The organism is Actinacidiphila yanglinensis, assembly GCF_900107965.1.
GTDB classification, from domain to species: Bacteria; Actinomycetota; Actinomycetes; order Streptomycetales; family Streptomycetaceae; genus Actinacidiphila; species Actinacidiphila yanglinensis.
Genome location: NZ_FNVU01000003.1, coordinates 374,474 through 396,559 on the forward strand (window position 1 = coordinate 374,474; position 22,086 = coordinate 396,559).

General features: G+C 73.4%; 20 protein-coding genes. 11 read left to right on the forward strand and 9 right to left on the reverse strand.

All coding sequences use genetic code 11. The features are described from left to right. The first annotated feature begins 83 nt into the window (after window positions 1–83). Entirely contained in the window at window positions 84–1,766 is a 1,683-nt protein-coding gene (locus C4U44_RS08555) for an AMP-binding protein (protein WP_103885049.1), read from the forward strand. Then, entirely contained in the window at window positions 1,763–3,415 is a 1,653-nt protein-coding gene (locus C4U44_RS08560) for an AMP-binding protein (protein WP_103885050.1), read from the forward strand. Before C4U44_RS08555 ends, C4U44_RS08560 begins: the two co-directional genes overlap by 4 nt. On the opposite strand, the gene gcl is transcribed toward C4U44_RS08560, so the two are convergent. From gcl to C4U44_RS08580, 4 genes are all read right to left on the reverse strand, one after another. Continuing rightward, entirely contained in the window at window positions 3,399–5,189 is a 1,791-nt protein-coding gene (gene gcl / locus C4U44_RS08565) for a glyoxylate carboligase (RefSeq protein WP_103885051.1), read from the reverse strand. The genes C4U44_RS08560 and gcl overlap by 17 nt on opposite strands. 381 nt (window positions 5,190–5,570) lie before the next feature. Next, the gene (locus C4U44_RS08570; protein WP_103885052.1) at window positions 5,571–6,299 is read right to left on the reverse strand and encodes a hypothetical protein; all 729 of its coding nucleotides are present in this window, start codon (window positions 6,297–6,299) and stop codon (window positions 5,571–5,573) included. Window positions 6,300–6,542: 243 nt separating this feature from the next. Continuing rightward, the gene (locus C4U44_RS08575; RefSeq protein ID WP_103885053.1) at window positions 6,543–7,442 is read right to left on the reverse strand and encodes a 2-hydroxy-3-oxopropionate reductase; all 900 of its coding nucleotides are present in this window, start codon (window positions 7,440–7,442) and stop codon (window positions 6,543–6,545) included. A gap of 35 nt (window positions 7,443–7,477) precedes the next feature. Then, on the reverse strand, window positions 7,478–8,299 hold the full coding sequence (locus C4U44_RS08580; RefSeq protein ID WP_103885054.1) for a TIM barrel protein: 822 nt from the start codon (window positions 8,297–8,299) through the stop codon (window positions 7,478–7,480). 221 nt (window positions 8,300–8,520) lie between these two features. Between C4U44_RS08580 and C4U44_RS08585 the strand changes: the two genes are divergently transcribed. The 6 genes from C4U44_RS08585 (at window position 8,521) to C4U44_RS08610 (ending at window position 12,535) form a co-directional block, all read left to right on the forward strand. Continuing rightward, window positions 8,521–8,772: a hypothetical protein gene (locus C4U44_RS08585; protein ID WP_103885055.1), complete on the forward strand. Its 252-nt coding sequence runs from the start codon at window positions 8,521–8,523 to the stop codon at window positions 8,770–8,772. A 56-nt stretch (window positions 8,773–8,828) separates the two neighbouring features. After that, window positions 8,829–9,149 carry a helix-turn-helix domain-containing protein gene (locus C4U44_RS08590; protein WP_103885298.1) on the forward strand — a complete coding sequence of 107 codons (321 nt, stop codon included), beginning with the start codon at window positions 8,829–8,831 and terminating at the stop codon, window positions 9,147–9,149. Between the two features lie 81 nt (window positions 9,150–9,230). Next, window positions 9,231–9,734: a 2-oxo-4-hydroxy-4-carboxy-5-ureidoimidazoline decarboxylase gene (uraD, locus tag C4U44_RS08595; RefSeq protein WP_103885056.1), complete on the forward strand. Its 504-nt coding sequence runs from the start codon at window positions 9,231–9,233 to the stop codon at window positions 9,732–9,734. After that, window positions 9,731–10,171, forward strand: coding sequence for a hydroxyisourate hydrolase (uraH, locus tag C4U44_RS08600; protein WP_103885057.1), 441 nt, complete (start codon window positions 9,731–9,733; stop codon window positions 10,169–10,171). The genes uraD and uraH overlap by 4 nt, the downstream gene beginning before the upstream one ends. A 5-nt stretch (window positions 10,172–10,176) precedes the next feature. After that, entirely contained in the window at window positions 10,177–11,085 is a 909-nt protein-coding gene (gene pucL, locus C4U44_RS08605; protein ID WP_103885058.1) for a factor-independent urate hydroxylase, read from the forward strand. Window positions 11,086–11,098: 13 nt separating this feature from the next. Then, entirely contained in the window at window positions 11,099–12,535 is a 1,437-nt protein-coding gene (locus tag C4U44_RS08610) for an 8-oxoguanine deaminase (protein WP_103885059.1), read from the forward strand. A 125-nt stretch (window positions 12,536–12,660) separates the two neighbouring features. Here C4U44_RS08610 and C4U44_RS08615 read toward each other — a convergent pair whose 3' ends face one another. The 3 genes from C4U44_RS08615 to C4U44_RS08625 form a co-directional block, all read right to left on the reverse strand. Next, the gene (locus C4U44_RS08615) at window positions 12,661–13,167 is read right to left on the reverse strand and encodes a GNAT family N-acetyltransferase (protein WP_103885060.1); all 507 of its coding nucleotides are present in this window, start codon (window positions 13,165–13,167) and stop codon (window positions 12,661–12,663) included. Further along, window positions 13,164–14,783, reverse strand: coding sequence for a malate synthase A (aceB, locus tag C4U44_RS08620; protein ID WP_103885061.1), 1,620 nt, complete (start codon window positions 14,781–14,783; stop codon window positions 13,164–13,166). Before aceB ends, C4U44_RS08615 begins: the two co-directional genes overlap by 4 nt. Window positions 14,784–14,886: 103 nt before the next feature. After that, a complete protein-coding gene (locus tag C4U44_RS08625; RefSeq protein WP_103885062.1) occupies window positions 14,887–15,588 on the reverse strand; it encodes a nucleotidyltransferase family protein in 702 nt (233 codons plus the stop codon). Between the two features lie 118 nt (window positions 15,589–15,706). Here C4U44_RS08625 and C4U44_RS08630 point away from each other — a divergent pair, with 118 nt between their 5' ends. Beyond that, window positions 15,707–17,812, forward strand: coding sequence for a protein kinase family protein (locus tag C4U44_RS08630; RefSeq protein WP_103885063.1), 2,106 nt, complete (start codon window positions 15,707–15,709; stop codon window positions 17,810–17,812). Window positions 17,813–17,920: 108 nt separating this feature from the next. Continuing rightward, window positions 17,921–18,235 (forward strand): DUF5955 family protein, encoded by a 315-nt coding sequence (locus C4U44_RS08635; RefSeq protein WP_200823179.1) that lies wholly within the window; start codon window positions 17,921–17,923, stop codon window positions 18,233–18,235. A 77-nt stretch (window positions 18,236–18,312) separates the two neighbouring features. Here C4U44_RS08635 and C4U44_RS08640 read toward each other — a convergent pair whose 3' ends face one another. After that, complete coding sequence (locus tag C4U44_RS08640; protein WP_103885064.1) at window positions 18,313–19,068, reverse strand: IclR family transcriptional regulator; 756 nt, start codon at window positions 19,066–19,068, stop codon at window positions 18,313–18,315. Between the two features lie 220 nt (window positions 19,069–19,288). Here C4U44_RS08640 and allB point away from each other — a divergent pair, with 220 nt between their 5' ends. Continuing rightward, window positions 19,289–20,668: an allantoinase AllB gene (gene allB / locus C4U44_RS08645; protein WP_103885065.1), complete on the forward strand. Its 1,380-nt coding sequence runs from the start codon at window positions 19,289–19,291 to the stop codon at window positions 20,666–20,668. 62 nt (window positions 20,669–20,730) lie between these two features. Here the strand turns inward: allB and C4U44_RS08650 are convergent, their stop codons facing one another. Continuing rightward, a complete protein-coding gene (locus tag C4U44_RS08650; RefSeq protein ID WP_103885066.1) occupies window positions 20,731–22,086 on the reverse strand; it encodes a GH1 family beta-glucosidase in 1,356 nt (451 codons plus the stop codon).

Consider the following 22,086-nt stretch of genomic DNA (forward strand, 5'->3'; position numbering starts at 1 on the left):
CCCCCTCACCCCCTTCCGGGGGTAGTGAGACCCACATCACTACCGGACGATGCTACTCAGGGGTCCGTCGATGAGGAGGACACATGGCGTCATCGGAGGCGACCGGTACGTTCCGGGACGCCCGGGACTTCCTGCTGCGGCACCGTGAGGACTACCGGGCGGCGTACGACGGCTTCGGCTGGCCGCGCCCGGAGCACTTCAACTGGGCGCTGGACTGGTTCGACGTGATCGCCGCCGATCCCGTGCGGGCCGACCGGCCGGCGCTGTGGATCGTCGAGGAGGACGGCGGCGAGGCGCGCACCACCTTCCGGGAGATGTCCGCGCGCACCGACCGCGTCGCGAACTGGCTGCGCGGCCTGGGGGTGCGGGCCGGCGACCGGGTGCTGCTCATGCTCGGCAACCAGACCGAGCAGTGGGAGACCGCGCTGGCGCTGATGAAGCTCCGCGCGGTGGCGATCCCGGCCACGCCGCTGCTCGGCCCGGCCGACCTGCGCGACCGGATCGGCCGGGGCGGCGCCCGGCACGCGGTGGTGCGGGCCGCCGACACCGGGAAGTTCGACGACGTGCCCGGCGACTACACCCGGATCGCGGTCGGCGGCGCCCCCGCGCCGTGGCTCGCGTACGAGGACGCGTACGCCGCGGAACCGGACTTCGTGCCGGACGGCCCGACCCGCGGCGACGACCCGTTGATGCTGTACTTCACCTCCGGCACCACCGCCCAGCCGAAGCTGGTCCAGCACACCCATCTGTCGTACCCGGTCGGTCACTTGGCCACCATGTACTGGATCGGCCTGCGCCCCGGCGACGTGCACCTGAACATCTCGTCGCCGGGCTGGGCCAAGCACGCCTGGTCCAGCCTGTTCGCGCCGTGGAACGCCGAGGCGACCGTCTTCGTGCACAACTACACCCGGTTCGACGCGGCCCGGCTGATGACCGAGATGGACCGGGCCGGGGTGACCAGCTTCTGCGCGCCGCCGACGGTGTGGCGGATGCTCATCCAGGCCGACCTGCGGGCGCTGCGCACCCCGCCGCGCGAGGTGGTCGCGGCGGGCGAGCCGCTCAATCCCGAGGTGATCGAGCACGTCAAACGGCTGTGGGGGGTGCTGATCCGGGACGGTTTCGGGCAGACCGAGACCGCCGTGCAGGTGGCCAACCCGCCCGGGCAGCTGGTGAAGGCCGGTTCGATGGGCCGCCCCACCCCGGGCTACCGCGTCGCCCTGGTCGACCCGCAGACCGGCGAGCCCGGCGACGAGGGCGAGATCTGCCTGGACCTCGCCACCCGGCCGGTCGGTCTGATGACCGGGTACGCCGGGGACCCGGAGCGCACCGCGGAGGCCATGGCCGGCGGCTACTACCACACCGGCGACATCGGCCGCCGGGACGAGGACGGCTACATCACCTACGTCGGCCGCAGCGACGACGTGTTCAAGTCCTCGGACTACAAGATCTCCCCGTTCGAGCTGGAGAGCGCGCTGCTGGAGCACGAGGCGGTCGCCGAGGCCGCCGTCGTGCCCGCGCCCGACGACGTGCGGCTGTCGGTGCCGAAGGCGTACGTGGTGCTCGCGGCCGGCTGGGAGCCGAACGGCGAGACCGCCCAGCAGATCTTCGCGCACTCCCGGGCGGTGCTGGCACCGTACAAGCGCCTGCGGCGGCTGGAGTTCGCCGAGCTGCCGAAGACGGTGTCGGGCAAGATCCGCCGGATCGAGCTGCGCGAGGCCACCGCCCGCGACGGCAGCGCCGAGTACCGCGAGGAGGACCACCGATGAGCGGCACGGGCAGCACCGCGACCCGCGCGGACCCGCCGGCCGAGCCCGCCTACGCGCACGGCACCGGAACCACCGCGCTGCTCGGCGACACCATCGGGCGCAACCTGGACCGGGCGATCGCCGCCCACCCCGAGCGCGACGCGCTGGTCGACGTGCCCAGCGGGCGCCGGTGGACGTACGCCGGGTTCGGCCGCGACGTCGACCGGCTGGCGCGAGGACTGGCCGCGCACGGCGTGCACAAGGGCGACCGGGTCGGCATCTGGGCGGTGAACTGCCCCGAGTGGGTCCTCGTCCAGTACGCCACCGCGCGGCTCGGCGCGATCATGGTGAACATCAACCCCGCCTACCGGCTGCACGAGTTGGAGTTCGTGCTGAACCAGTCCGGTATCGAGGTGCTGGTCGCCTCCACGGAGTACCGCAGCAGCGACTACCGGGCGATGGCGGCCGAAGTCCGCGGCGCCTGCCCGGGGTTGCGCGAGGTGGTGCACATCGGCGACCCGGAGTGGGACGAACTCGTCTCGGGCGGGGGCGGGTTGCCCGCCGACTACCTCGCCGTGCAGGAGGCGTCGCTCAGTTGCGACGAGCCGATCAACATCCAGTACACCTCCGGCACCACCGGCTTCCCCAAGGGCGCCACCCTCTCCCACCACAACATCCTCAACAACGGCTACTTCGTGGGCGACACCGTCGGCTACAGCGAGCAGGACCGGGTCTGCCTGCCGGTGCCCTTCTACCACTGCTTCGGCATGGTGATGGGCAACCTCGGCATCACCTCGCACGCCGCCTGCATCGTCATCCCCGCACCCGCCTTCGACCCGGCGGCGACGCTGCGCGCGGTGCAGCAGGAGCGCTGCACCTCCCTCTACGGCGTGCCCACCATGTTCATCGCCGAGCTGGGCCTGCCCGACTTCGCGTCCTACGACCTCGGTTCGCTGCGCACCGGCATCATGGCCGGCTCGCCGTGCCCGGCGGAGGTGATGAAACGGGTGATGGCCGAGATGCACATGGCCGAGGTGTCGATCTGCTACGGCATGACCGAGACGTCGCCGGTGTCCACCCAGACCCGCCGGGACGACGATCTGGAACACCGCACCGAGACCGTCGGCCGGGTGCTTCCGCACATCGAGGTGAAGGTCGTGGACCCTTCCTCGGGCATCACCGTACCCCGCGGCACCCCGGGTGAGCTGTGCACCCGGGGCTACTCGGTGATGCTCGGCTACTGGGACGAACCGCGGCGCACCGCCGAAGCCGTGGACGCGGGACGCTGGATGCACACCGGCGACCTCGCGGTGATGCGGGACGACGGGTACGTCGCCGTCGTCGGCCGGATCAAGGACATGATCATCCGCGGCGGCGAGAACGTCTACCCGCGCGAGATCGAGGAGTTCCTCTACGCCCATCCGAAGATCTCCGACGTGCAGGTCGTCGGAGTGCCCGACGAGCGGTACGGCGAGGAGATCCTGGCCTGCGTGATACCGCGCGACCCGGCCGACCCGCCCACCCTCGCGGAGGTCGCCGAGTTCTGTGCCGGCCGGCTCGCGCACTACAAGGTCCCGCGCCACCTGCGCGTCCTCGCCGCCTTCCCGATGACGGTCAGCGGCAAGGTGCGCAAGATCGAGCTGCGCGAGGAGTTCAGCGCGCGGCCGTGAGCGGGATGATCTCGGTCGGCGCGTGCCCGGGCTCGGTGGCGAGTTCCTCGAACTCCGTCACGTCGCCGATGTCGGCGGTGGTGGACATCGCGATGTTGGTGATCCGCTCCAGGACCGCCTCGACCACCACCGGCACCCGGTGCAGGGCGGCGAGCTTCTTCGCCTCCTCGAAGGCCGCGCCCAGCTCGTTCGGGTCGGTGACCCGGATCGCCTTGCAGCCCAGGCCCTCGGCGACCTTGACGTGGTCCACCCCGTAGCGGCCGATCTCCGGGGAGTTGACGTTCTCGAACTCCAGGTTGACCTGGAAGTCGATGCCCAGGCCGCGCTGCGCCTGCCGGATCAGCCCGAGGTAGGAGTTGTTCACCAGCACGTGCACGTAGGGGATGCGGTGCTGGGCGCCGACCGCGAGTTCCTCGATCATGAACTGGAAGTCGTAGTCGCCGGACAACGCGACCACCTGCGCGTCGGGATCGGCGGTGGCGACCCCCAGCGCGGCCGGGACGGTCCAGCCCAGCGGGCCCGCCTGGCCGCAGTTGATCCAGTGCCGGGGCCGGTAGACGTGCAGCATCTGGGCGCCGGCGATCTGGGAGAGCCCGATGGTGGAGACGTAGCGGGTCTCCGGGCCGAACGCGCGGTTCATCTCCTCGTAGACCCGCTGCGGCTTGATCGGGATGTCGTCGAAGTGGGTGCGGCGGTGCAGCGTCGCCTTGCGCTCGCGCGCGGAGGCGGCCCACGCCGAGCGGTCGGGCAGCAGGCCCCGCGCCTTCGCCTCCCGCGCCGCGGCGACGAACAGCTCCAGCGCGGCCCCGGCGTCCGAGGCGATGCCGTAGTCGGGGGCGAAGATCCTGCCGATCTGGGTCGGTTCGATGTCGACGTGCACGAAGGTGCGGCCCTTGGTGTAGACGTCGAGCCGGCCGGTGTGGCGGTTCGCCCAGCGGTTGCCGATGCCGAGCACGAAGTCGGAGGCGAGGAACGTCTCGTTGCCGTACCGGTGGGAGGTCTGCAGGCCGACCATGCCCGCGTGGAGCGGGTGGTCGTCGGGGATCGCGCCCCAGCCCATCAGCGTCGGCACCACCGGCACCCCGGTCAGCTCGGCGAACTCCACCAGCAGGCCCGCCGCGTCGGCGTTGATCACCCCGCCGCCCGCGACGATCAGCGGGCGCTCCGCCGCGCCGAGCATCGCCAGCGCCTTGCCGATCTGCGCGGCCGAGGCGGCGGGCCGGTAGACCGGCAGCGGCTGGTAGGTGTCGGGGTCGAACTCGATCTCGGTGAGCTGCACGTCGATCGGGAGGTCGATCAGCACCGGGCCCGGGCGCCCGGAGCGCATCAGGTGGAATGCCTGCTGGAAGACGCCCGGCACCTGCGCGGCCTCCAGCACGGTGGTGGCCGCCTTGGTGACCGGGGTGGCGATCGAGGCGATGTCGACGGCCTGGAAGTCCTCCTTGTGGATCACGGAGGTGGGGGCCTGCCCGGTGATGCACAGGATCGGGACGGAGTCGCCGGTCGCGGAGTACAGCCCGGTGATCATGTCGGTGCCGGCGGGGCCCGACGTGCCGATGCACACGCCGATGTTGCCGGGGGCGGTGCGGGTGTAGCCCTCGGCCATGTGCGCGGCGCCCTCCACGTGGCGGGCCAGGGTGTGCGTGATCGCGCCGGAGGCCTTGAGCGCCGCGTAGAAGGGGTTGATCGCGGCTCCGGGGACGCCGAAGGCGGCGTTCACGCCTTCGAGGCGGAGGATTTCCACGGCCGCGCGGGCGGCGGTCATACGGGTCATCGGGGGGCTCCCTGCGGGGCGTGAACGGGCTGGGGCTCGCTGAGCTTGTTCCGTCATGCGGAAAAGAGTTTCTGTGATGTGAAATGAGGCTAGGTCCGTCGCGGGCGGGGCGTCAAGGCTGTCCGCCCGGGCTGCACCGTGCTGTCCGCACCCGGACCACCCGTCGGTGGTGGCTTGTGGGGGCACCTCCCGGGCGTAGCTCTGGGGGCGCAGTTCCTGGCGCCCCGGAAGGTGAACGTCTCCCCGGTCCAGCCGAGCCCGTGCCGTATCCGCGGGTGACAGCGGCGAGCCGTCACAACAGGGGCGCGGGGAACCGCGCGAGCAACCACGGCGGACCGTCGGGTCCGGGTACTCACGCCATCGGGCAGTGCGGGCGGACCGTCAGTTCGGGCCCTTGCGGGTCAGCGCGTCCGCCGCCTCGTTGACGGGCTGGGGCGTACCCGTGAGGTCCATCACGAAGAGCGGCACGCCGAGCTGGTCCGCCCGCAGCCGCGCATCGTGGGCGTATCCGGCCAACGAGAAGAACGCTCCCGTGGCGTCCTCGTGCACGCAGTTGAGCCACAGGCACTCCACGTCCCGCAGCGGCGTGGGCAGCGTGGTCGGGTCGACCTGCGCCACCAGTCCCTCGCCGCGCAGGTCGATGCCGTTGGCCGTGCGGTCCCCCGCCATCCGCACGCTCGCGAAGCCGAGCCACTTCAGGTAGTGCGCGGCGGCGGTGAGCGCGTCGCGCGCGGTGCGGATCGTCACCGGGCGGAACGGGGGCCGCGGGGTGGTCGGTGGCGGCACCTGCCCGGTCGGCTCGGGCGCGGCGCCGTGCGGCACCGGCACCTCGTCCTCGCTGCCCTCGGCGCACCCCTCGACGGGCAGCCGCACCAACGCGCCGCACACGCAGTCGAACTCGGGCTGCGGCCATTGGTCGCGGCGGCCGCACTCCGGGCAGCGCAGCCGGACCCAGGACTCCTCCCAGGAGCGGTGCAGCACGTGCACCGGCTCCCCACCGGGCACGACCGAGGGGGCGAGCGGGTTGCCGCAGGCGCACGGAAACGTCGGGGCGGTGTAGCTGTGGTCCCGCCCGCAGGCGGGGCAGCGCACCAGCACGCTCTCTGCCATCGCTCGCAACTCCCGTCCGGCCGCGGTGATTTCCGCCGAGGTGTCGTGCACCCATAGTGCAGGAATTCGGCGCCGCTGTGACCGGTCCCTCGCACGCGGTGAGCACGAGGAGGGCGGAGCTGGGCCGCCCGGCGGCGCTCCCGCGGCCGTCGGGCCGCGGGTGCCCCTGGCGCGACCCATGAAAGGGCGTGCACCGCCGGGCGGAGTTCGGGGGGACTCGGGGGACACGGAGGGAAGGGGCGTTCAGTCCTTGACCGGCAGGCCGGACAGCCGCTCCACGCCGCGCAGCAGCGCCGAGTGGTCCAGGCCGCCGTCGCCCTGCGCGCGCAGCGACGCCACCAGGTCGGCGACGACCGTGCCGACCGGCAGCGCCGCGCCGACCGCGCGGGCGGCGTCGGTGACGATCCCCATGTCCTTGTGGTGCAGGTCGATCCGGAAGCCGGGGGTGAAGTCGCGGGAGAGGAAGTTGTCCCTCTTGCGCGCGAGCACGGTGGAACCGGCCAGGCCGCCGCCGAGGACGTCGAGGGCAGCGGTCAGGTCCACGCCGGACTTCTCCAGGAAGACCACGGCCTCGGCGCACGCCTGGAGGGTGACCGCCACGATGAGCTGGTTGGCGGCCTTCACGGTTTGGCCGGCGCCGTGCGGGCCGCAGTGCACCACGGTCGCGCCCAGCACGTCGAGGATCGGCCGGGCCCGGTCCACGTCGGCCGCCTCGCCGCCGACCATGATGGACAGCACCGCCTCGATGGCGCCCGCCTCGCCGCCCGACACCGGGGCGTCCAGCACGTGGATGCCCTTCTCTGCGGCGGCCTTCGCCAGGTCGATCGAGGTCTGCGGGGTGATCGAGGAGGTGTCGATCAGCAGGGCGCCGCGGCGGGCGTGCGCGAGGATGCCGTCCGCGCCGTAGGCGACCGCCTCGACCTGCGGGGAGGCCGGGACCATGGTGATGATCACGTCCGCGTCGCGTACGGCCGCGGCGATCGAGCCGGCGGGGGTGCCGCCGTGCGCGGCGAGCCGCTCCAGCTTGTCGGCTTCCAGGGTGTGGCCGGTCACGTCGTAGCCGGCCCGGATCAGGTTCTCCGACATCGGGGAACCCATGATGCCCAGCCCGATCCAGGCGACCTTGGGCAGCGGGTTGCTCATCTCTTCTTGCCTTCCGTGGGGTGCGGGTCGGTGCGTCAGTGCCGGAGCCAGCCGAAGCTGGCCGCGGAGCCGGCGGGGGAGGGCTTGTACTCCAGACCGGTCCAGCCGTCGTAGCCCTGGGCGTGCAGGGCGTCGAGGAGGGAGCCGAGCGGCAGGGAGCCGGTGCCGGGGGCGCCGCGGCCGGGGTCGTCGGCGATCTGCACGTGGCCGGTGAGCGCGGTGTGCTGCGCGATGACGGCCGGCAGGTCGGCGCCGTTCCTCGCCAGGTGGTAGAGGTCGAGCAGGAAACGGGTGTTGTCGAGCCCCGCGGCCTCGTTCACCCGGCGGACGACGTCGACCGCGGAGTCCGCCGAGACCAGCGGGTAGTGCGGGGACTCGGGGGCGTTGAGTGCCTCGATCAGCAGGGTCGCGCCGATCTCGTCGGCGGCGCGCGCGGCGCGCACCAGGTTCTCCAGCGCGAGGGCGTCCTGGGCGGCCGGGTCGACCCCTTCGACGCGGTTGCCGTACAGCGCGTTCAGCGCGCGGCAGCCGACGGACGCGGCGAACCCGGCGGCGACCTCGACGTTCGCGCGGAACCGGGCGGACTCCTCGCCGGGTACGGACAGCGCGCCGCGGTCGGGCCCGGGCAGCCGCCCGGCGTAGAAGTTGAGCCCGACCAGCCGGGTGCCGGCGGTCTCCAGCGCGGACCGCAGGTCGTCGAGGCGGGCCCGGTCCGGCGTGGGGTCGTCGATCCACGGCCACCACAGCTCGACGGCGTCGAAACCCGCGGCGGCGGCCGCGGCCGGCCGTTCCAGCAACGGGAGTTCGGTGAAGAGGATCGAGAGGTTCACATCGAAGCGCGCGTCGGCGAGACCCACGAGGCGGCTCCTTCCGGGTCGGCGTACGGGTTCGTATTTCCGGATAGCGGAAGTTAGTTTCTGTTCTGTGGAACAGTGAAGCAGGCGTGGCGGCCGTGTCAAGTGCCTCCGCCGGCCTCCGGAGCGCGGTCGCCCGGCGCCGGGGGGTCGGTTAGGGTCGCCTGCGAGTCGCCCTCCGCGGTGGAGGGCCCGAAGGCGCCGCAGCCACCGTGGGGGCAGTCGTGAGAATGAGGCTGGAGTTCACCACCGAGCCGTTCGACCTCGAGGAGCCGCCCGAGCACGCGCTGGCCGCCCGCGAGGTGCTGGCGGCCGGGCCCCTGGAGGCCGTCGACGTCGGCCCGTTCGGCAACACCGCCGAGGGCGAGGAGGAGGCGGTGATCGCGGCCGTCGCCGAACTGCTGCGCCGTACCGTCGCGGTGGGGGCGACCCGGGTCTCGCTCCAGGTCAGCGTGCTCGGTGCGGGGCCGCGGTGAGCGGCGCGGCGCAGGGGCGGGACTTCGTCGCCGCCGTGCAGCCCCTGGTGGACGCGATGGGCGGGCAGGCGCTCCCGCCCGACCAGGCCCGGGGCGACGACGTCGTGCTCAGCTGGGAGGGCGAGCCGGTGGTCGCGGTGCGGCTGCCGCACCTCGCCGACTCGCTCGACCACCTGCTCGCCGACCTGCGGCGCCGGCACGGGCCCTTGGCCGAGCTGGGCCGCAAGGACAAGCAGACCGTGGTGCGCATCCTGGAGGAGCGCGGCGCGTTCTCGGTACGGCACGGGGTGGAGACGGTCGCGTCGGCCCTCGGAGTCAGCCGCTTCACCGTCTACAACTACCTGAACAGGGAGAACGCCGCTCGCGACACGAAGTGAGCCCTGCACGGCGGCCGCTCGCCGGCAGAAGTTTTCAACAAACTGTTGACGTCTGCTCGCGGCTGCTCGTAGCTTGCGAGGGTGACTTCCAGCGCTTCGCCGGGCCTGGCCCGGTTCAACGAGGCCGCCGACCGCGCCGCCGCCGAGCTGCTGCACGACGTGTGTGCCAGCCGGGCCTGGGGCGCGGCGGTGGCCGCCGGCCGGCCGTACGCCCGCCTCGACGACCTGCTCGCGGCGAGCGACGCGGCCGTGGTGGCGCTCACCGCGGCCGACCTCGGCGAGGCGATGGCCGGTCACCCGCCGATCGGCCGCCCCACCCAGGGCGACCCGGCGTCGGCGCGCGAGCAGGGCGGGGTCGGTGACGCCGAGCGGGACGAACTCCTGCGGCTGAACCTCGACTACCAGGACGCCCACGGCCACGTCTTCCTGATCTGCGCCACCGGCCGCACCGGTGCCCAGATGCTGGCCGCCCTCCGGGAGCGGATCGGCAACGACCCGGACACCGAACGCGAGATCGTCCGGACCGAACTGGGAAGGATCAACCGGATCAGGCTGACCCGCCGCACCGAGGAGGACCCCGCATGACGGCCGCACCGCACCCTCAGGGCCCGGCGGACCGGGCGCGCCCGGAGGAGACCGTCTCGGTGTCCACGCACATCCTCGACACCAGCGCCGGGCGCCCCGCGGCCGGTGTCGCCGTCGAACTCGCGGTCAGGACCGGGCCCGAGGCGCCCTGGAGCGCGCACGGCGACTCGGCCACCGACGCCGACGGCCGCTGCTCGGACCTGCCGGTCCTGCCCGCGCACACCACGCACGTCCGGCTCCGCTTCGCCGTGGAGCCCTACTTCACCCACCGAGCCGAGGCCCAGCAGGACGCCCCCCGCGCGGACCGAGTCGGTCCAAGGGACAGCGGAGTGTTCTTCCCCGAGGTGGCGATCGTCTTCGCGGTCGCGCCGGGCGAGCACTACCACGTACCGCTGCTGCTCAACCCGTTCGGCTACTCCGTATACCGAGGGAGCTAGCACCGATGACTGCAGAACCCAGCCCCGCCCGCCCCACCCGCCTCGGTCAGAACCAGTACGGCAAGGCCGAGGTCCGGGTGGTCCGGGTGGTCCGCGACGGGGACACCCACCACCTGAAGGACCTCAGCGTGTCGGTGGCGCTGTCCGGCGCCATGGAGGACGTGCATCTGTCCGGCTCCAACGCCGCCGTGCTGACCACCGACACCACCAAGAACACCGTCTACGCCTTCGCGCAGAAGCACGGCATCGAGTCCGCAGAGGGGTTCGCGATCCTCCTGGCCCGGCACTTCGTCACCAGCCAGGCATCCATACACCGGGCCCGTATCCGGGTCGAGCAGTACGCCTGGGACCGGATCGGGCCGCAGGAGACCGGCCACTCCTTCGTCCGCGACGCCCGCGAGACCCGGACCACCGAGGTCACCTTCGACGGCGCGCACTGGCAGGTGGTCTCGGGGCTGAAGGACATGGTGGTGCTCAACACCACCGACTCCGAGTTCCGGGGCTACCTCAAGGACGGCTACACCACCCTGCCGGAGACCCGCGACCGCGTCCTCGCCACCGAGGTCACCGCCCGCTGGCGGTTCTCCTGGAGCGGTGACGACCAGCCCGAGCCCGCCTGGGAGGAGACCTATCCGCAGGTCCGCGGGCACCTGCTGGCCGCGTTCGCGGAGACGTACTCGCTCTCGCTCCAGCAAACCCTGTACAGCATGGGCGCACGGGTCATCGAGCGGACGCCCGGCGTGGACGAGGTACGGCTGTCGCTGCCCAACAAGCACCACTTCCTGGTCGACCTCGAACCCTTCGGCCTGAAGAACGACAACGAGGTGTACTACGCCGCCGACCGCCCGTACGGCCTCATCGAGGGCACCGTGCTGCGCGAGGGCGCCGAGGCCGCCATCCCGGTGACGGACTGAGAGGGCCCACCCCATGGCAGAGCACATCCCCGCGCAGGTCCCGGCCCGCGCACCCGCCCGGCGGCTTGTCATCGAGAACTGCGCGATCGCGACCGTCGACGCGGACGGCACCGAGTACGACTCCGGGCACATCGTCGTCGCCGGCGGCATCATCGAGTCGGTCGGCGCCGGACCCGCGCCCGCGGGGCTCGCGGACGTCGCCCGCCGGATCGACGGCACCGGCCACCTGGCCACCCCCGGACTGGTCAACACCCACCACCACTTCTACCAGTGGATCACCCGCGGGTTGGCCCAGGACAGCAACCTGTTCAACTGGCTGGTGGAGCTGTACCCGACGTGGGCGCGGATCGACGAGCCCATGGTGCACGCCGCCGCGGCCGGGTCGCTGGCCATGATGGTCCGCGGCGGGGTCACCACCGCGATGGACCACCACTACGTCTTCCCGCGCGGCGCCGGCGACCTGCTCGGCGCGGAGATCCGGGCCGCCGCGGACATCGGCGTGCGCTTCACCGCCGCCCGCGGCTCGATGGACCGCGGCCAGAGCGCCGGCGGACTGCCGCCGGACTTCGCGGTGGAGAGCACCGAGGACGCGCTGCTGGCCACCGAGGCGGCGATCGACACCTACCACGACGCCTCCTTCGGCTCGATGCTCCAGATCGTCGCCGCGCCCTGCTCGCCCTTCTCCGTCTCGACCGAACTGATGCGTGAGGCGGCGCTGTTGGCCCGGCGCAAGGGCGTCCGGCTGCACACCCACGGCAGCGAGACGGTGGAGGAGGAGAAGTTCTGCCACGAGCTGTTCGGCATGGGCCCGACGGACTACTTCGCGTCCACCGGCTGGCTCGGCGACGACGTGTGGATGGCGCACTGCGTGCACATGAACGACTCCGACATCGCGGCCTTCGCCCGCACCGGCACCGGAGTGGCGCACTGCCCATCCTCCAACGCCCGGCTGGCCGCCGGGATCGCGCGGGTCCCGGACATGCTCGCGGCCGGCGTGCCGGTCGGCCTGGGCGTGGACGGCACCGCGTCCAACGAGTCCGGCGAGCTGCACACCGAGCTGCGCAACGCGCTGCTGATCAACCGGCTCGGCGGCGGCGAGAAGGCGCTCAACGCCCGCCAGGCACTGCGGCTCGGCACCTACGGCGGCGCCCAAGTGCTGGGCCGGGCCGCCGAGATCGGCTCGCTGGAGCCGGGCAAGCTCGCCGACCTGGTGCTGTGGAAGCTCGACGGCATCGGGCACGCGTCCATCGCCGACCCGGTCGCGGCCCTCGTGCTGGGTGCCGCCGCGCCGGTCACCCTGTCCCTGGTGGGCGGGCACCCGGTGGTGGAGGACGGCCGGCTGACCCGCGTCGACGAGGACGCCGTCGCGAAGCTGACCCGCGGCGAGGCCCGCCGGCTCGCCGAGATCACCAGGGCCCGCCTCAACGAGCCCGGTCCGGCAGCGGGTTGAGACGACCGGCCGGGGAGGGACGGCCCCCGGCCGGTGACCGGGCCCCGTCCTGAACGGGGCCCGGTGACAGCGCCCCCGGCCCGGCGGTCCCTGCGGACCACCGCTGCCCGGGGCGCTGTGCGCGCCTACAGCGCCTTGTACATGATGTGCAGCCCGACGTAGCCCAGCCGCGGGTGCCGGAAGCCTTCGGGCACGGTGCCGACGATGTCGAAGCCGAGCGACTGGTAGAGCTTCACCGCCGGCGTGTTGGACGCCACCACGGCGTTGAACTGCATCCCGCGGTAGCCCTCGGCCGCCGCCCAGCGCAGCGCCTCCTCGCACAGCGCCCGCCCCACGCCCCGCCCGGCGTGCTCCGGGTCGACCATGAAGCTGGCACTGGAGACGTGCGCGGCGTTGCCCATCTGGTTGGGGTTCATCTTCGCGGTGCCGAGGACGGCGCCCGAGGGGTCGGTGGCCACGATCGTGCGGCCGGGCGACGGGAGCATCCAGTAGCCGCGGCCCTGTTCCTCCGTGAGGTCGACCGGGTAGCTGAACGTCCCGCCCTCGGCGCAGATCCGGTGCAGGAACGGCCATATCAGCGGCCAGTCCGCGGCCGTCGCGTCGCGCAGCGCGGTGGCCGCCCGGGCGCTCATCCGACCAGCCGCTGGTAGGCGGGCAGCGTCAGGAAGTCGACGTACTCCGCGTCCAGCGCGGTCCTGATCAGCAGGTCGTGCGCCTCGGCCCACTTCCCGGTGGCGAACGCGTCCTCGCCCACCTCGTCCCGGATCGCCAGGAGTTCGTCGGCGGCGACCTGCCGGGCCAGTTCGGCTGTGGCCTTCTCGCCGCCCTCGAAGACGACGCCGGCGTTGGTCCACTGCCAGATCTGCGAGCGGGAGATCTCCGCGGTGGCCGCGTCCTCCATCAGGTTGAAGATGGCCACCGCGCCCGAACCGCGCAGCCACGCCTCGATGTAGCGGATGCCGACCTGGACCGCGTTGCGCAGGCCCTCGAAGGTGGGGCGGGCGTCGAGCGAGGCGATGTCGATCAGTTCGGCGGCGGTGACGTGGACGTCCTCGCGCAGCCGGTCCTTCTGGTGCGGGCGGTCGCCGAGCACCGCGTCGAAGGAGGCGCGGGCGATCGGCACCAGGTCGGGGTGGGCCACCCAGGAGCCGTCGAAGCCGTCGGCGGCCTCGCGGTCCTTGTCCGCCTTGACCTTCTCGAAGGCCAGCTGGTTGACGTCCGCGTCGCGGCGGGACGGGATGAAGGCCGCCATGCCGCCGATCGCGTGCGCGCCGCGCTTGTGGCAGGTGCGCACCAGCAGTTCGGTGTAGGCGCGCATGAACGGCGCGGTCATCGTCACCGCGTTGCGGTCCGGCAGCACGAACCGCTCGCCGGCGTCGCGGAAGTTCTTCACGATCGAGAACAGGTAGTCCCAGCGGCCCGCGTTGAGCCCGGAGGCGTGCTCGCGCAGCTCGTAGAGGATCTCCTCCATCTCGTAGGCGGCGGTGATCGTCTCGATCAGCACGGTGGCGCGGATCGTGCCGCGCGGGATGCCGACGTACTCCTGGGCGAAGACGAACACGTCGTTCCACAGCCGGGCTTCGAGGTGCGACTCGGTCTTCGGCAGGTAGAAATAGGGTCCCTTGCCGAGGCCGAGCAGGCGCTGGGCGTTGTGGAAGAAGTACAGGCCGAAGTCGACCAGGCCACCCGCGATCTGCTCGCCGTCGACGGTCAGGTGCCGCTCGGCCAGGTGCCAGCCGCGCGGCCGTACCACCACGGTGGCCAGTTCGGCGGCGTCCTTCAGTGCGTAGCTCTTGCCCTCGGGCGAGGTGAAGTCGATCCGGCGCTCGTAGGCGTCGATCAGGTTGACCTGGCCGCCGACGACGTTCTCCCAGGTGGGGGCGGAGGCGTCCTCGAAGTCCGCGAGCCAGATCCGGGCACCGGAGTTGAGCGCGTTGATGGTCATCTTGCGGTCGGTGGGGCCGGTGATCTCCACCCGGCGGTCCTCCAGGGGGGCCGGGGCGGACGCCACCTGCCAGTCGCCGTCGCGGATGTGGGCGGTCTGCGGCAGGAAGTCGAGCGTGGCGGTGCGGGCGATCTCGGCGCGCCGCTGCCTTCTGAGCGCGAGCAGTTCGTCGCGGCGGGCGGCGAAGTGCCGGTGGAGTTCGGCGAGGAAGGTGAGGGCCTGAGGGGTCAGCACCTCCTCCGAGCGGGGTACGGGCCCGGCGGCCTCGGAGACGACGGCCGGGGACGGCGCGCTTGCGGACATGCGGGTCACTCCTCCGTAGAGCAAGGGTGGCACGGGGTGCCGGGGCGCGCCCGGAGCGCGCTCACTTCTGCAAGGTGGAGCATAGTTTTCGCTGTGCGGAAGTTCAACGTTTTGTGGCACGCGGTGCAGCGCCGGACTCCGGACCGCCGCCCGCACCGCGGCCGCTGCCTCCTTCCGGGCCGCCCTCCTGCTGGTCGAGAACGTGCAGATCGTCGGGGGTGTCGATGTCGGCGGGGTCGCCGATGTCGGCGCATTCCACGAGCACGGTCTGCTCGATGTGCTCCCGCAGATACGTCCGCGCGCCGCGATCCCCGCCCGCGCTGCACGCCACCCCCGCCCAGCGGCTGGCGCCGAACAGCACCGGGTGCCCCCGCTGTCCCTCGTAGACGGCGGAGACCAGCGCCGACGGCAGGTCGTCGGCCGCCCGGCCCGCGGCGATCACCCGCGCCACCGCGGCGGCCGGCACCCGCGGCTGGTCGACCAGGCCGATCACCGCCGCGGTCGGGACCACCGGCACGGCGGCCAGCGAGGCGAGCCCCGCGCGCAGCGACGAGCCCATGCCGTCGGCCCAGTGCGGGTTGTCCACCAGCACGCAGCCCGCCAGGTCGGCGCGGGCACGGACCTCGTCCGCCGCGGCGCCCAGCACCACATGCACCTGGTCGCACCCGCCCTCGCGCAGCACGGCGACCGCGTGCTCCACCAACGGCCGCCCCCGGTAGGCCAGCAGCGCCTTCGGACGGCCGCCCAGTCGCCGGCCGCCACCCGCCGCCAGCAGCAGGCCGGCCACCTCGCCATGTGAGTTCATTCCTCCTGCATACCGCGCGTGTCACGGCAGTGGAACAGGACGCCGTCGGCGTGGCGTGTTCCGGTATCGTCGGGCCGTGTTGCGGGAGGGGCGGTTGCCAGGTGAGGGACGGGGACTGATGGGGCCAGCGCACACCGGTCCGGACTTCGGTCAGGACCCCGGACCGGACTTCCGAGGTCCGGTCTTCGCGCCGGTGTCCGGCGATGACCCGGCGACGGTCTCCGGGCACCGCATCGCCGCGCGGCTCGGCTCGGACGGGCCCGGCGCGGCCGGCACCTCCTACCTCGCGTACGCCCCCGGCGGGCAGCCGGTCGCGCTCACCGTGATCCGGCCCGAACTCGCCGCCGCCGACGGCTTCGCCGCCCGCTTCCACCACGACGCCCAGGCCGCGGCCCGCGTGCCCGGGCCCTGCATCGTGCCGGTGCTCGGCAGCGGGCGGGAGGGCGAGCGCTACTGGGTCGCGAGCGCCTACGTGCCGTCCCTGTCGCTGCGCACCGCCGTGGAGCGCGGCGGACCGCTGCCCACCGGGGTCGTGCTGCGGCTGGTCGCCGCCCTCGCCGAAGGGCTCCAGGCGATGCACCACGCCGGTGTGGTGCACGGCGGGCTGCGGCCCGCGCACGTGCTGCTCGCCGGGGACGGGCCCCGGCTGAAGGGGTACGCGCTGGCGTGGGTCGCGGAGGGCGCCGCCGCTGGTGCGCGCGAGCCCGCCGGCGACGGGGAGGCCGCGGGCGGCGACGGTGCGGGGGAGGGCGGAGCCGACGGGAACCGGGCGGACGGAAATCGGGCGGACGGGAACCGGGCGGACGAGGGCCGCGCGGACGAGGTCCGGGTCGGCGAGGTCGGGGAGGCGACCGCGTTCCGCTCGCCCGAGCAGGCCGCGGGGAAGGCCGCCCGGGCCGCCACGGACGTCTTCGCGCTCGGGCAGATAGCCGCGTACGCCTCGATCGGCGTCGCGCCCTTCGGTGACGGCTCCCGGGTCCAGCACGCCGAGCCCGATCTCAACGAACTGCCGGGCCAGCTCCGGGAGATCGTCACCCGCTGCCTGATCAAGGACCCCGCGCTGCGGCCCTCGCTCGCCCAGATCGCCACGATGTGCGCCCAGGCCGCGCCCGAGTCGCGTCCCACCTCCTGGCTGCCGGCCCCCCTCCTCGCCGCGATCCTCCCGGCCATCCCCCCGCCGCACTTCGCGCCGCCCCCGGTGAAGCCCGCGGGCCCGCCCCCGAGTTCGCCCGCGAACGCACCCGCGAACCCGCCCGCGGGTCGGGCGCCGTCCCGTCCGGAGGCCGCGCCCCACCTCCCGGCGCCGCCGCACCCGCACCAGGCCCCGCAGGCCCAGCCGCAGCAGCCGCCGTCGCCGGCCGGGCCGCCGCCCTCCGCGTCGGACGCCGGAGCGCCGTACCCCGCGCCGGCGCAGCCGCCGGTCCTGGCGTACGCGGGTGGCGCGCACGCGCAGCAGCCGGCCGGCGCCGCGGGCGGAGCGCCGCCGCACGGCGGGTACCTGTGGCACCCGCAGCAGTGGCCGCGGGCGCCCTACGTGCATGTGCCGCTGCCGCTGCCGAGAAAGCGGCGGAAGGCGGTCGGGGTGGTGGCCGCGATCGCCGGGTGCGCCGTCGTGGCGACCGCCGCGGTCGCCTTCGCCGGGCGGAGCAGCAGCGGGCCGCAGTCGAGCGGGGCGGCGCCGTCCGCGGTCGAGGGGGCGCCGCAGCCGTCGCTTTCCCCCGTGTCGCCCTCGCCCACCTCGCCGCCGCCCGGCGGGGACGCCACCGGCGCACCCCAGCCGGACAGCGGCCTGGTCTACCAGCAGATGCGGCTGCCCGCCGGTGACGGGCTGTCACTGCGCGGCGACCCGCCCACGCTCAGCCACGGTCCGGCGAGCGGCGATCTGGGGCTCACCGCGGACGCCGGTGCCTTCACCGTGGACGGCACCCGGGACACCCTCGCGGTGGTCGCCGCGGGCAGCCCGGCAACTGCTGCCACCTGCCGGTCGGCCGCCACCGGCCGGGTGACGTCGGTGGCCACCACCGCGCTGAGCGGGGGCGCCCGGCTGTGCGTACGGTCCGTGGACGGCGCCGTCACCGCGCTGGTGACGTTCCGTCAGATGCCGGGTCGTCAAACTCCTTCCGCCGCAGCGGTGTTCGACCTCACGGTGTGGCATGAGGTGGTAAACCGATCTGCTCCTGGTGACCAATTCCGCGCGAATTTCGCCGACGGAGTGGCGCGATAAGGGTGGAGTCGCGTTAACTGATCCGCCCCGGGCGCGCCATGGCCGGATTGCGCCCCGGGTGAAGTCCTACGCGAGGGTGGTCTGTCCGTGGTGGTGGGGGAGTCGCAGGTGCTCGAGAACGGGCGCGGCGGTACGGCCGGGAGGGGACCCGGCGCGCATCTGGCGGAAGCGGTGCGGGGGCTCCGCCGGGAACTGGCCGCCTACCGCGCGGTGTTGCCGGATCGGGGCGTGGCCGAGGACCAGCTCGACGTGCTGGCCCACGAGGCCGGCAACGCCGAACAGGCGCTCGGCCTGGTGGACTCCGAGCGGATGCGCCACTCCTTACTCCTGGTCGCCGCGGTGATCGGATCGATCAGCGCGCTGACCGCCCCGCTCGACGCGCTGCGCGAGGCCGTCGAACGCCTGGCCCCGCCGCGCCCCTGAGTCCCGCTGGGCCACGGAGTCCCGCTGAGTCCCTGTACCGCGCCGAACCGCCGCGCATTGTTGAACCGCGACGGCCCTCAGGTCGACAGCGCCCGCGCCAACTGCTGTGCCACGTCGTGCAGGACGGGCACGATCTTGTCGGTGGCCGCTTCCGTCACCCGCCCGGCCGGGCCGGAGATGGAGATCGCCGCGGCGGTGGGGGAGTCGGGCACGGTGACCGCGAGGCACCGCACGCCGGTCTCCTGCTCGTTGTCGTCGACGGCGTAGCCGAGCCCGCGGATGCGGTCGAGTTCGGCGAGGAACGCGTCCGGGTCGGTGATCGTGTGCTCGGTCGCGGCCGGCATCCCGGTCCGCCCGAGCAGCGCCCGCACCTGCTCCGGCGGGAGTTGGGCGAGCAGCGCCTTGCCGACGCCGGTGGAGTGCGGCAGCACGCGCCGGCCGACCTCGGTGAACATCCGCATCGAGTGCCGGGAGGGCACCTGCGCGACGTACACCACCTCGTCGCCGTCGAGCAGCGCCATGTTCGCGGTCTCCCCGGTCGCCTCGACCAGTTCGGCGAGGAACGGCCGGGCCCAGGTGCCCAGCAGCTTGGACGCGCTCTCGCCGAGCCGGATCAGCCGGGGCCCGAGGGCGTACCGCCGGTTCGGCTGCTGGCGGACGTAGCCGCAGTCGACCAGGGTGCGCATCAGGCGGTGGATGGTGGGCAGCGGCAGCCCGCTGCTGGCCGACAGCTCGCTCAGCCCGACCTCGCCGCCCGCGTCGGCCATCCGCTCCAGCAGGCCGAAGGCGCGTTCGAGCGACTGGACGCCGCCTCCGGTGCGGTCAGCAGGCACGTACGTTCCCCTCGTTCGTGGTGGACCCCCCGGCGGCCCGTTCCGCCGCCGGGGGCATCCGCCCCCGGATCGGCCCGACGAGCCCGTCAAGCCCGGCACCCGCTGCTGGCGGAATGCGGTTTTCGCTCTGTGGAATCCTACCGCCCTTGACGTCCCGGGGAACGATACCCACCATGTCCGTCAACAGAACGTTGAAATTCTCCCGGACGACGGAGGCCGTGTGGTGGAGGAGCAGGTGCTGCGCTCGACGCGCGTCGTGACCCCGCAGGGAGAGCGCCCGGCCGCCGTGGTCTTCGCCGGCGGCACCATCACCGCGGTGCTGCCGCACGACGCCGCGCTGCCGCCGGACGCGCGGTACACCGACCTCGGCGACGACGTGCTGCTGCCCGGGCTGGTCGATACGCACGTGCACGTCAACGACCCCGGCCGGGCCGAGTGGGAGGGCTTCGCCACCGCCAGCGCGGCCGCCGTGGCCGGCGGCATCACCACCCTCGTCGACATGCCGCTCAACAGCGTGCCGCCCACGACCACCGCCGCCCACCTGGACACCAAGCGGGCCGCCGCGCGCGGCCGGGTGCACACCGACACCGGCTTCTGGGGCGGCGCGGTGCCCGGCAACACCGCCGACCTCAAGGCCCTGCACGACGCGGGCGTGTTCGGCTTCAAGTGCTTCCTGCTGCCCTCCGGCGTGGACGAGTTCCCGCATCTGGACCGCGGGCAGCTCATCGAGGCGATGGACGCGTTGGCGCGCTTCGACGGCCTGCTCATCGTGCACGCGGAGGACCCGCGGCTGATCGACGGCGCCCCGCGGCGCGGCGGGCCGAAGTACGCCGACTTCCTGGCGTCCCGGCCGGCGGCAGCCGAGGACCGGGCCATCGCCGGGGTGATCGAACTGGCCGCGGAGCGCGGGTCCCGGGTGCACATCCTGCACCTGTCCTCCGCGTCCGCGCTGCCCCTGATCGCCGCCGCCCGCCGCGAGGGGGTGCGCCTGACCGTCGAGACCTGCCCGCACTTCCTCACCCTCACCGCCGAAGAAGTCCCGGACGGGGCGACGGAGTTCAAGTGCTGCCCGCCGATCCGGGAGGCCGCCAACCAGGACGCGCTGTGGCAGGCGCTCGCCGACGGCACCATCGACTGCGTGGTGTCCGACCACTCGCCCTCCACCCTCGATCTGAAGCACAAGGACACCGGGGACTTCGCCACCGCCTGGGGCGGCATCTCCTCGCTCCAGCTCGGCCTGCCCGCGGTGTGGACCGAGGCCCGCCGCCGCGGGCACACCCTCGCCGAGGTGGCGGGCTGGATGTCGGCCGGGCCGGCCCGGCTGGCCGGGCTCGACGGCGTCAAGGGCGCCATCGCCCCCGGCCACGACGCCGACTTCACGGTGCTCGACCCCGAGGGGACCTTCACCGTCGACCCGGCCCGGCTGCACCACCGCAACCCGATCACCGCCTACGCCGGCCGCACCCTGCACGGCGTGGTCCGCGCCACCTACCTGCGCGGCCGGCCGGCCGCGAGCCGGCCCGAGGGCGGCCGGGAGCCCGCCCGGGCCACGAAAAATCCCGCCGGGCGGCTCATCGAACGGCCGGCCGGCGGGAGTTGACGGGGCACGCCGCCGCCCGGCGACCGCGCCGATCGGGCGCGGACCGCCGGGCGGCCGGGTCGTCAGGCCGCGCGCCGCGCCTTGCGGCGGTGCGCGGCAACGATGTCGGCGTAGCGCCGCCCGCTGCCCTTGATGGTGCGCTTCTGCGTGGTGTAGTCGACGTGCACCAGACCGAAGCGCTTGTCGTAGCCGTACGCCCACTCGAAGTTGTCCAGCAGCGACCAGGCGAAGTAACCGGCCAGCGGCACCCCGCGCTTGACGGCGCGGGCGCAGGCGGCCAGGTGGTCCTCCAGGTACCGCGTCCGCTCCGGGTCGTCGACCTGGCCGTCGGCGCCGACCACGTCGCGGTAGGCGGAGCCGTTCTCGGTGACGAACACCTTGCGGGCGCCGTACTCCTCCGCCAGCCGGACCAGCAGCGACTCCAGGCCGTCCGCGTCCACCTCCCAGTCCATCGCGGTGCGCGGCACGCCCGGGCGGTACGCCATCTTCGCGTACGGCGCCTGACCGGTCGGGTCGTCCGTGATGTACTGCGGGAAGTAGTAGTTCAGGCCCAGCCAGTCCAGCGGAGCCGCGATGGACTCCATGTCGCCGTCCTTGACCGGCAGTTCGACGCCGTACAGGTCCAGCATGTCCTGCGGGTAGCCGCGGCCGTGGATCGGGTCGAGCCACCAGCGGTTGGTGTGGCCGTCGGCCCGCCGTGCGGCGGCGATGTCCGCCTCGCGGTCGGTGGCCGGCAGGCACGGGCTGAGGTTGTTGACGATGCCGATCCGCAGGTCGCCGTGGGCGGCCCGCAACGCCTGCATCGCCAGGCCGTGGCCGACGTGCAGGTGGTAGGAGGCGCGCACGGCGGCGGTCAGGTCGGTCCAGCCCGGCGCCATGGTGCCTTCGAGGTGGCCGATCCACGCCGAGCACAGCGGCTCGTTGAGGGTCGCCCAGTCCTTGACGCGGTCGCCGAGCGCCTGCCCGACCACGGCCGCGTACTCGCCGAACCGCTCGGCGGTCTCCCGCTCGGGCCAGCCGCCGCGGTCCTGCTGCGCCTGCGGCAGGTCCCAGTGGTACAGCGTCGCGTTGGGGGTGATGCCCGCCTCCAGCAGGGCGTCCACCAGGCGGTCGTAGAAGGCCAGACCGGCCTGGTTGACCGCGCCGGAGCCCTGCGGGATGATCCGCGGCCACGCGACGGAGAAGCGGTAGGTGTCCAGGCCCAGGGACTTCATCAGCCCCAGGTCCTCCTGCCAGCGGTGGTAGTGGTCGCAGGCGACGTCGCCGGTGTCGCCGCCCGCGACCTTGCCGGGAGTGTGGGAGAAGGTGTCCCAGATGGACGGGGCCCGGCCGTCCTCGTCCACCGCGCCCTCGATCTGGTACGCGGCGGTGGCCGCACCCCAGAGGAAATCCGCGGGAAGAGCGCTCAGGTCGTTCAC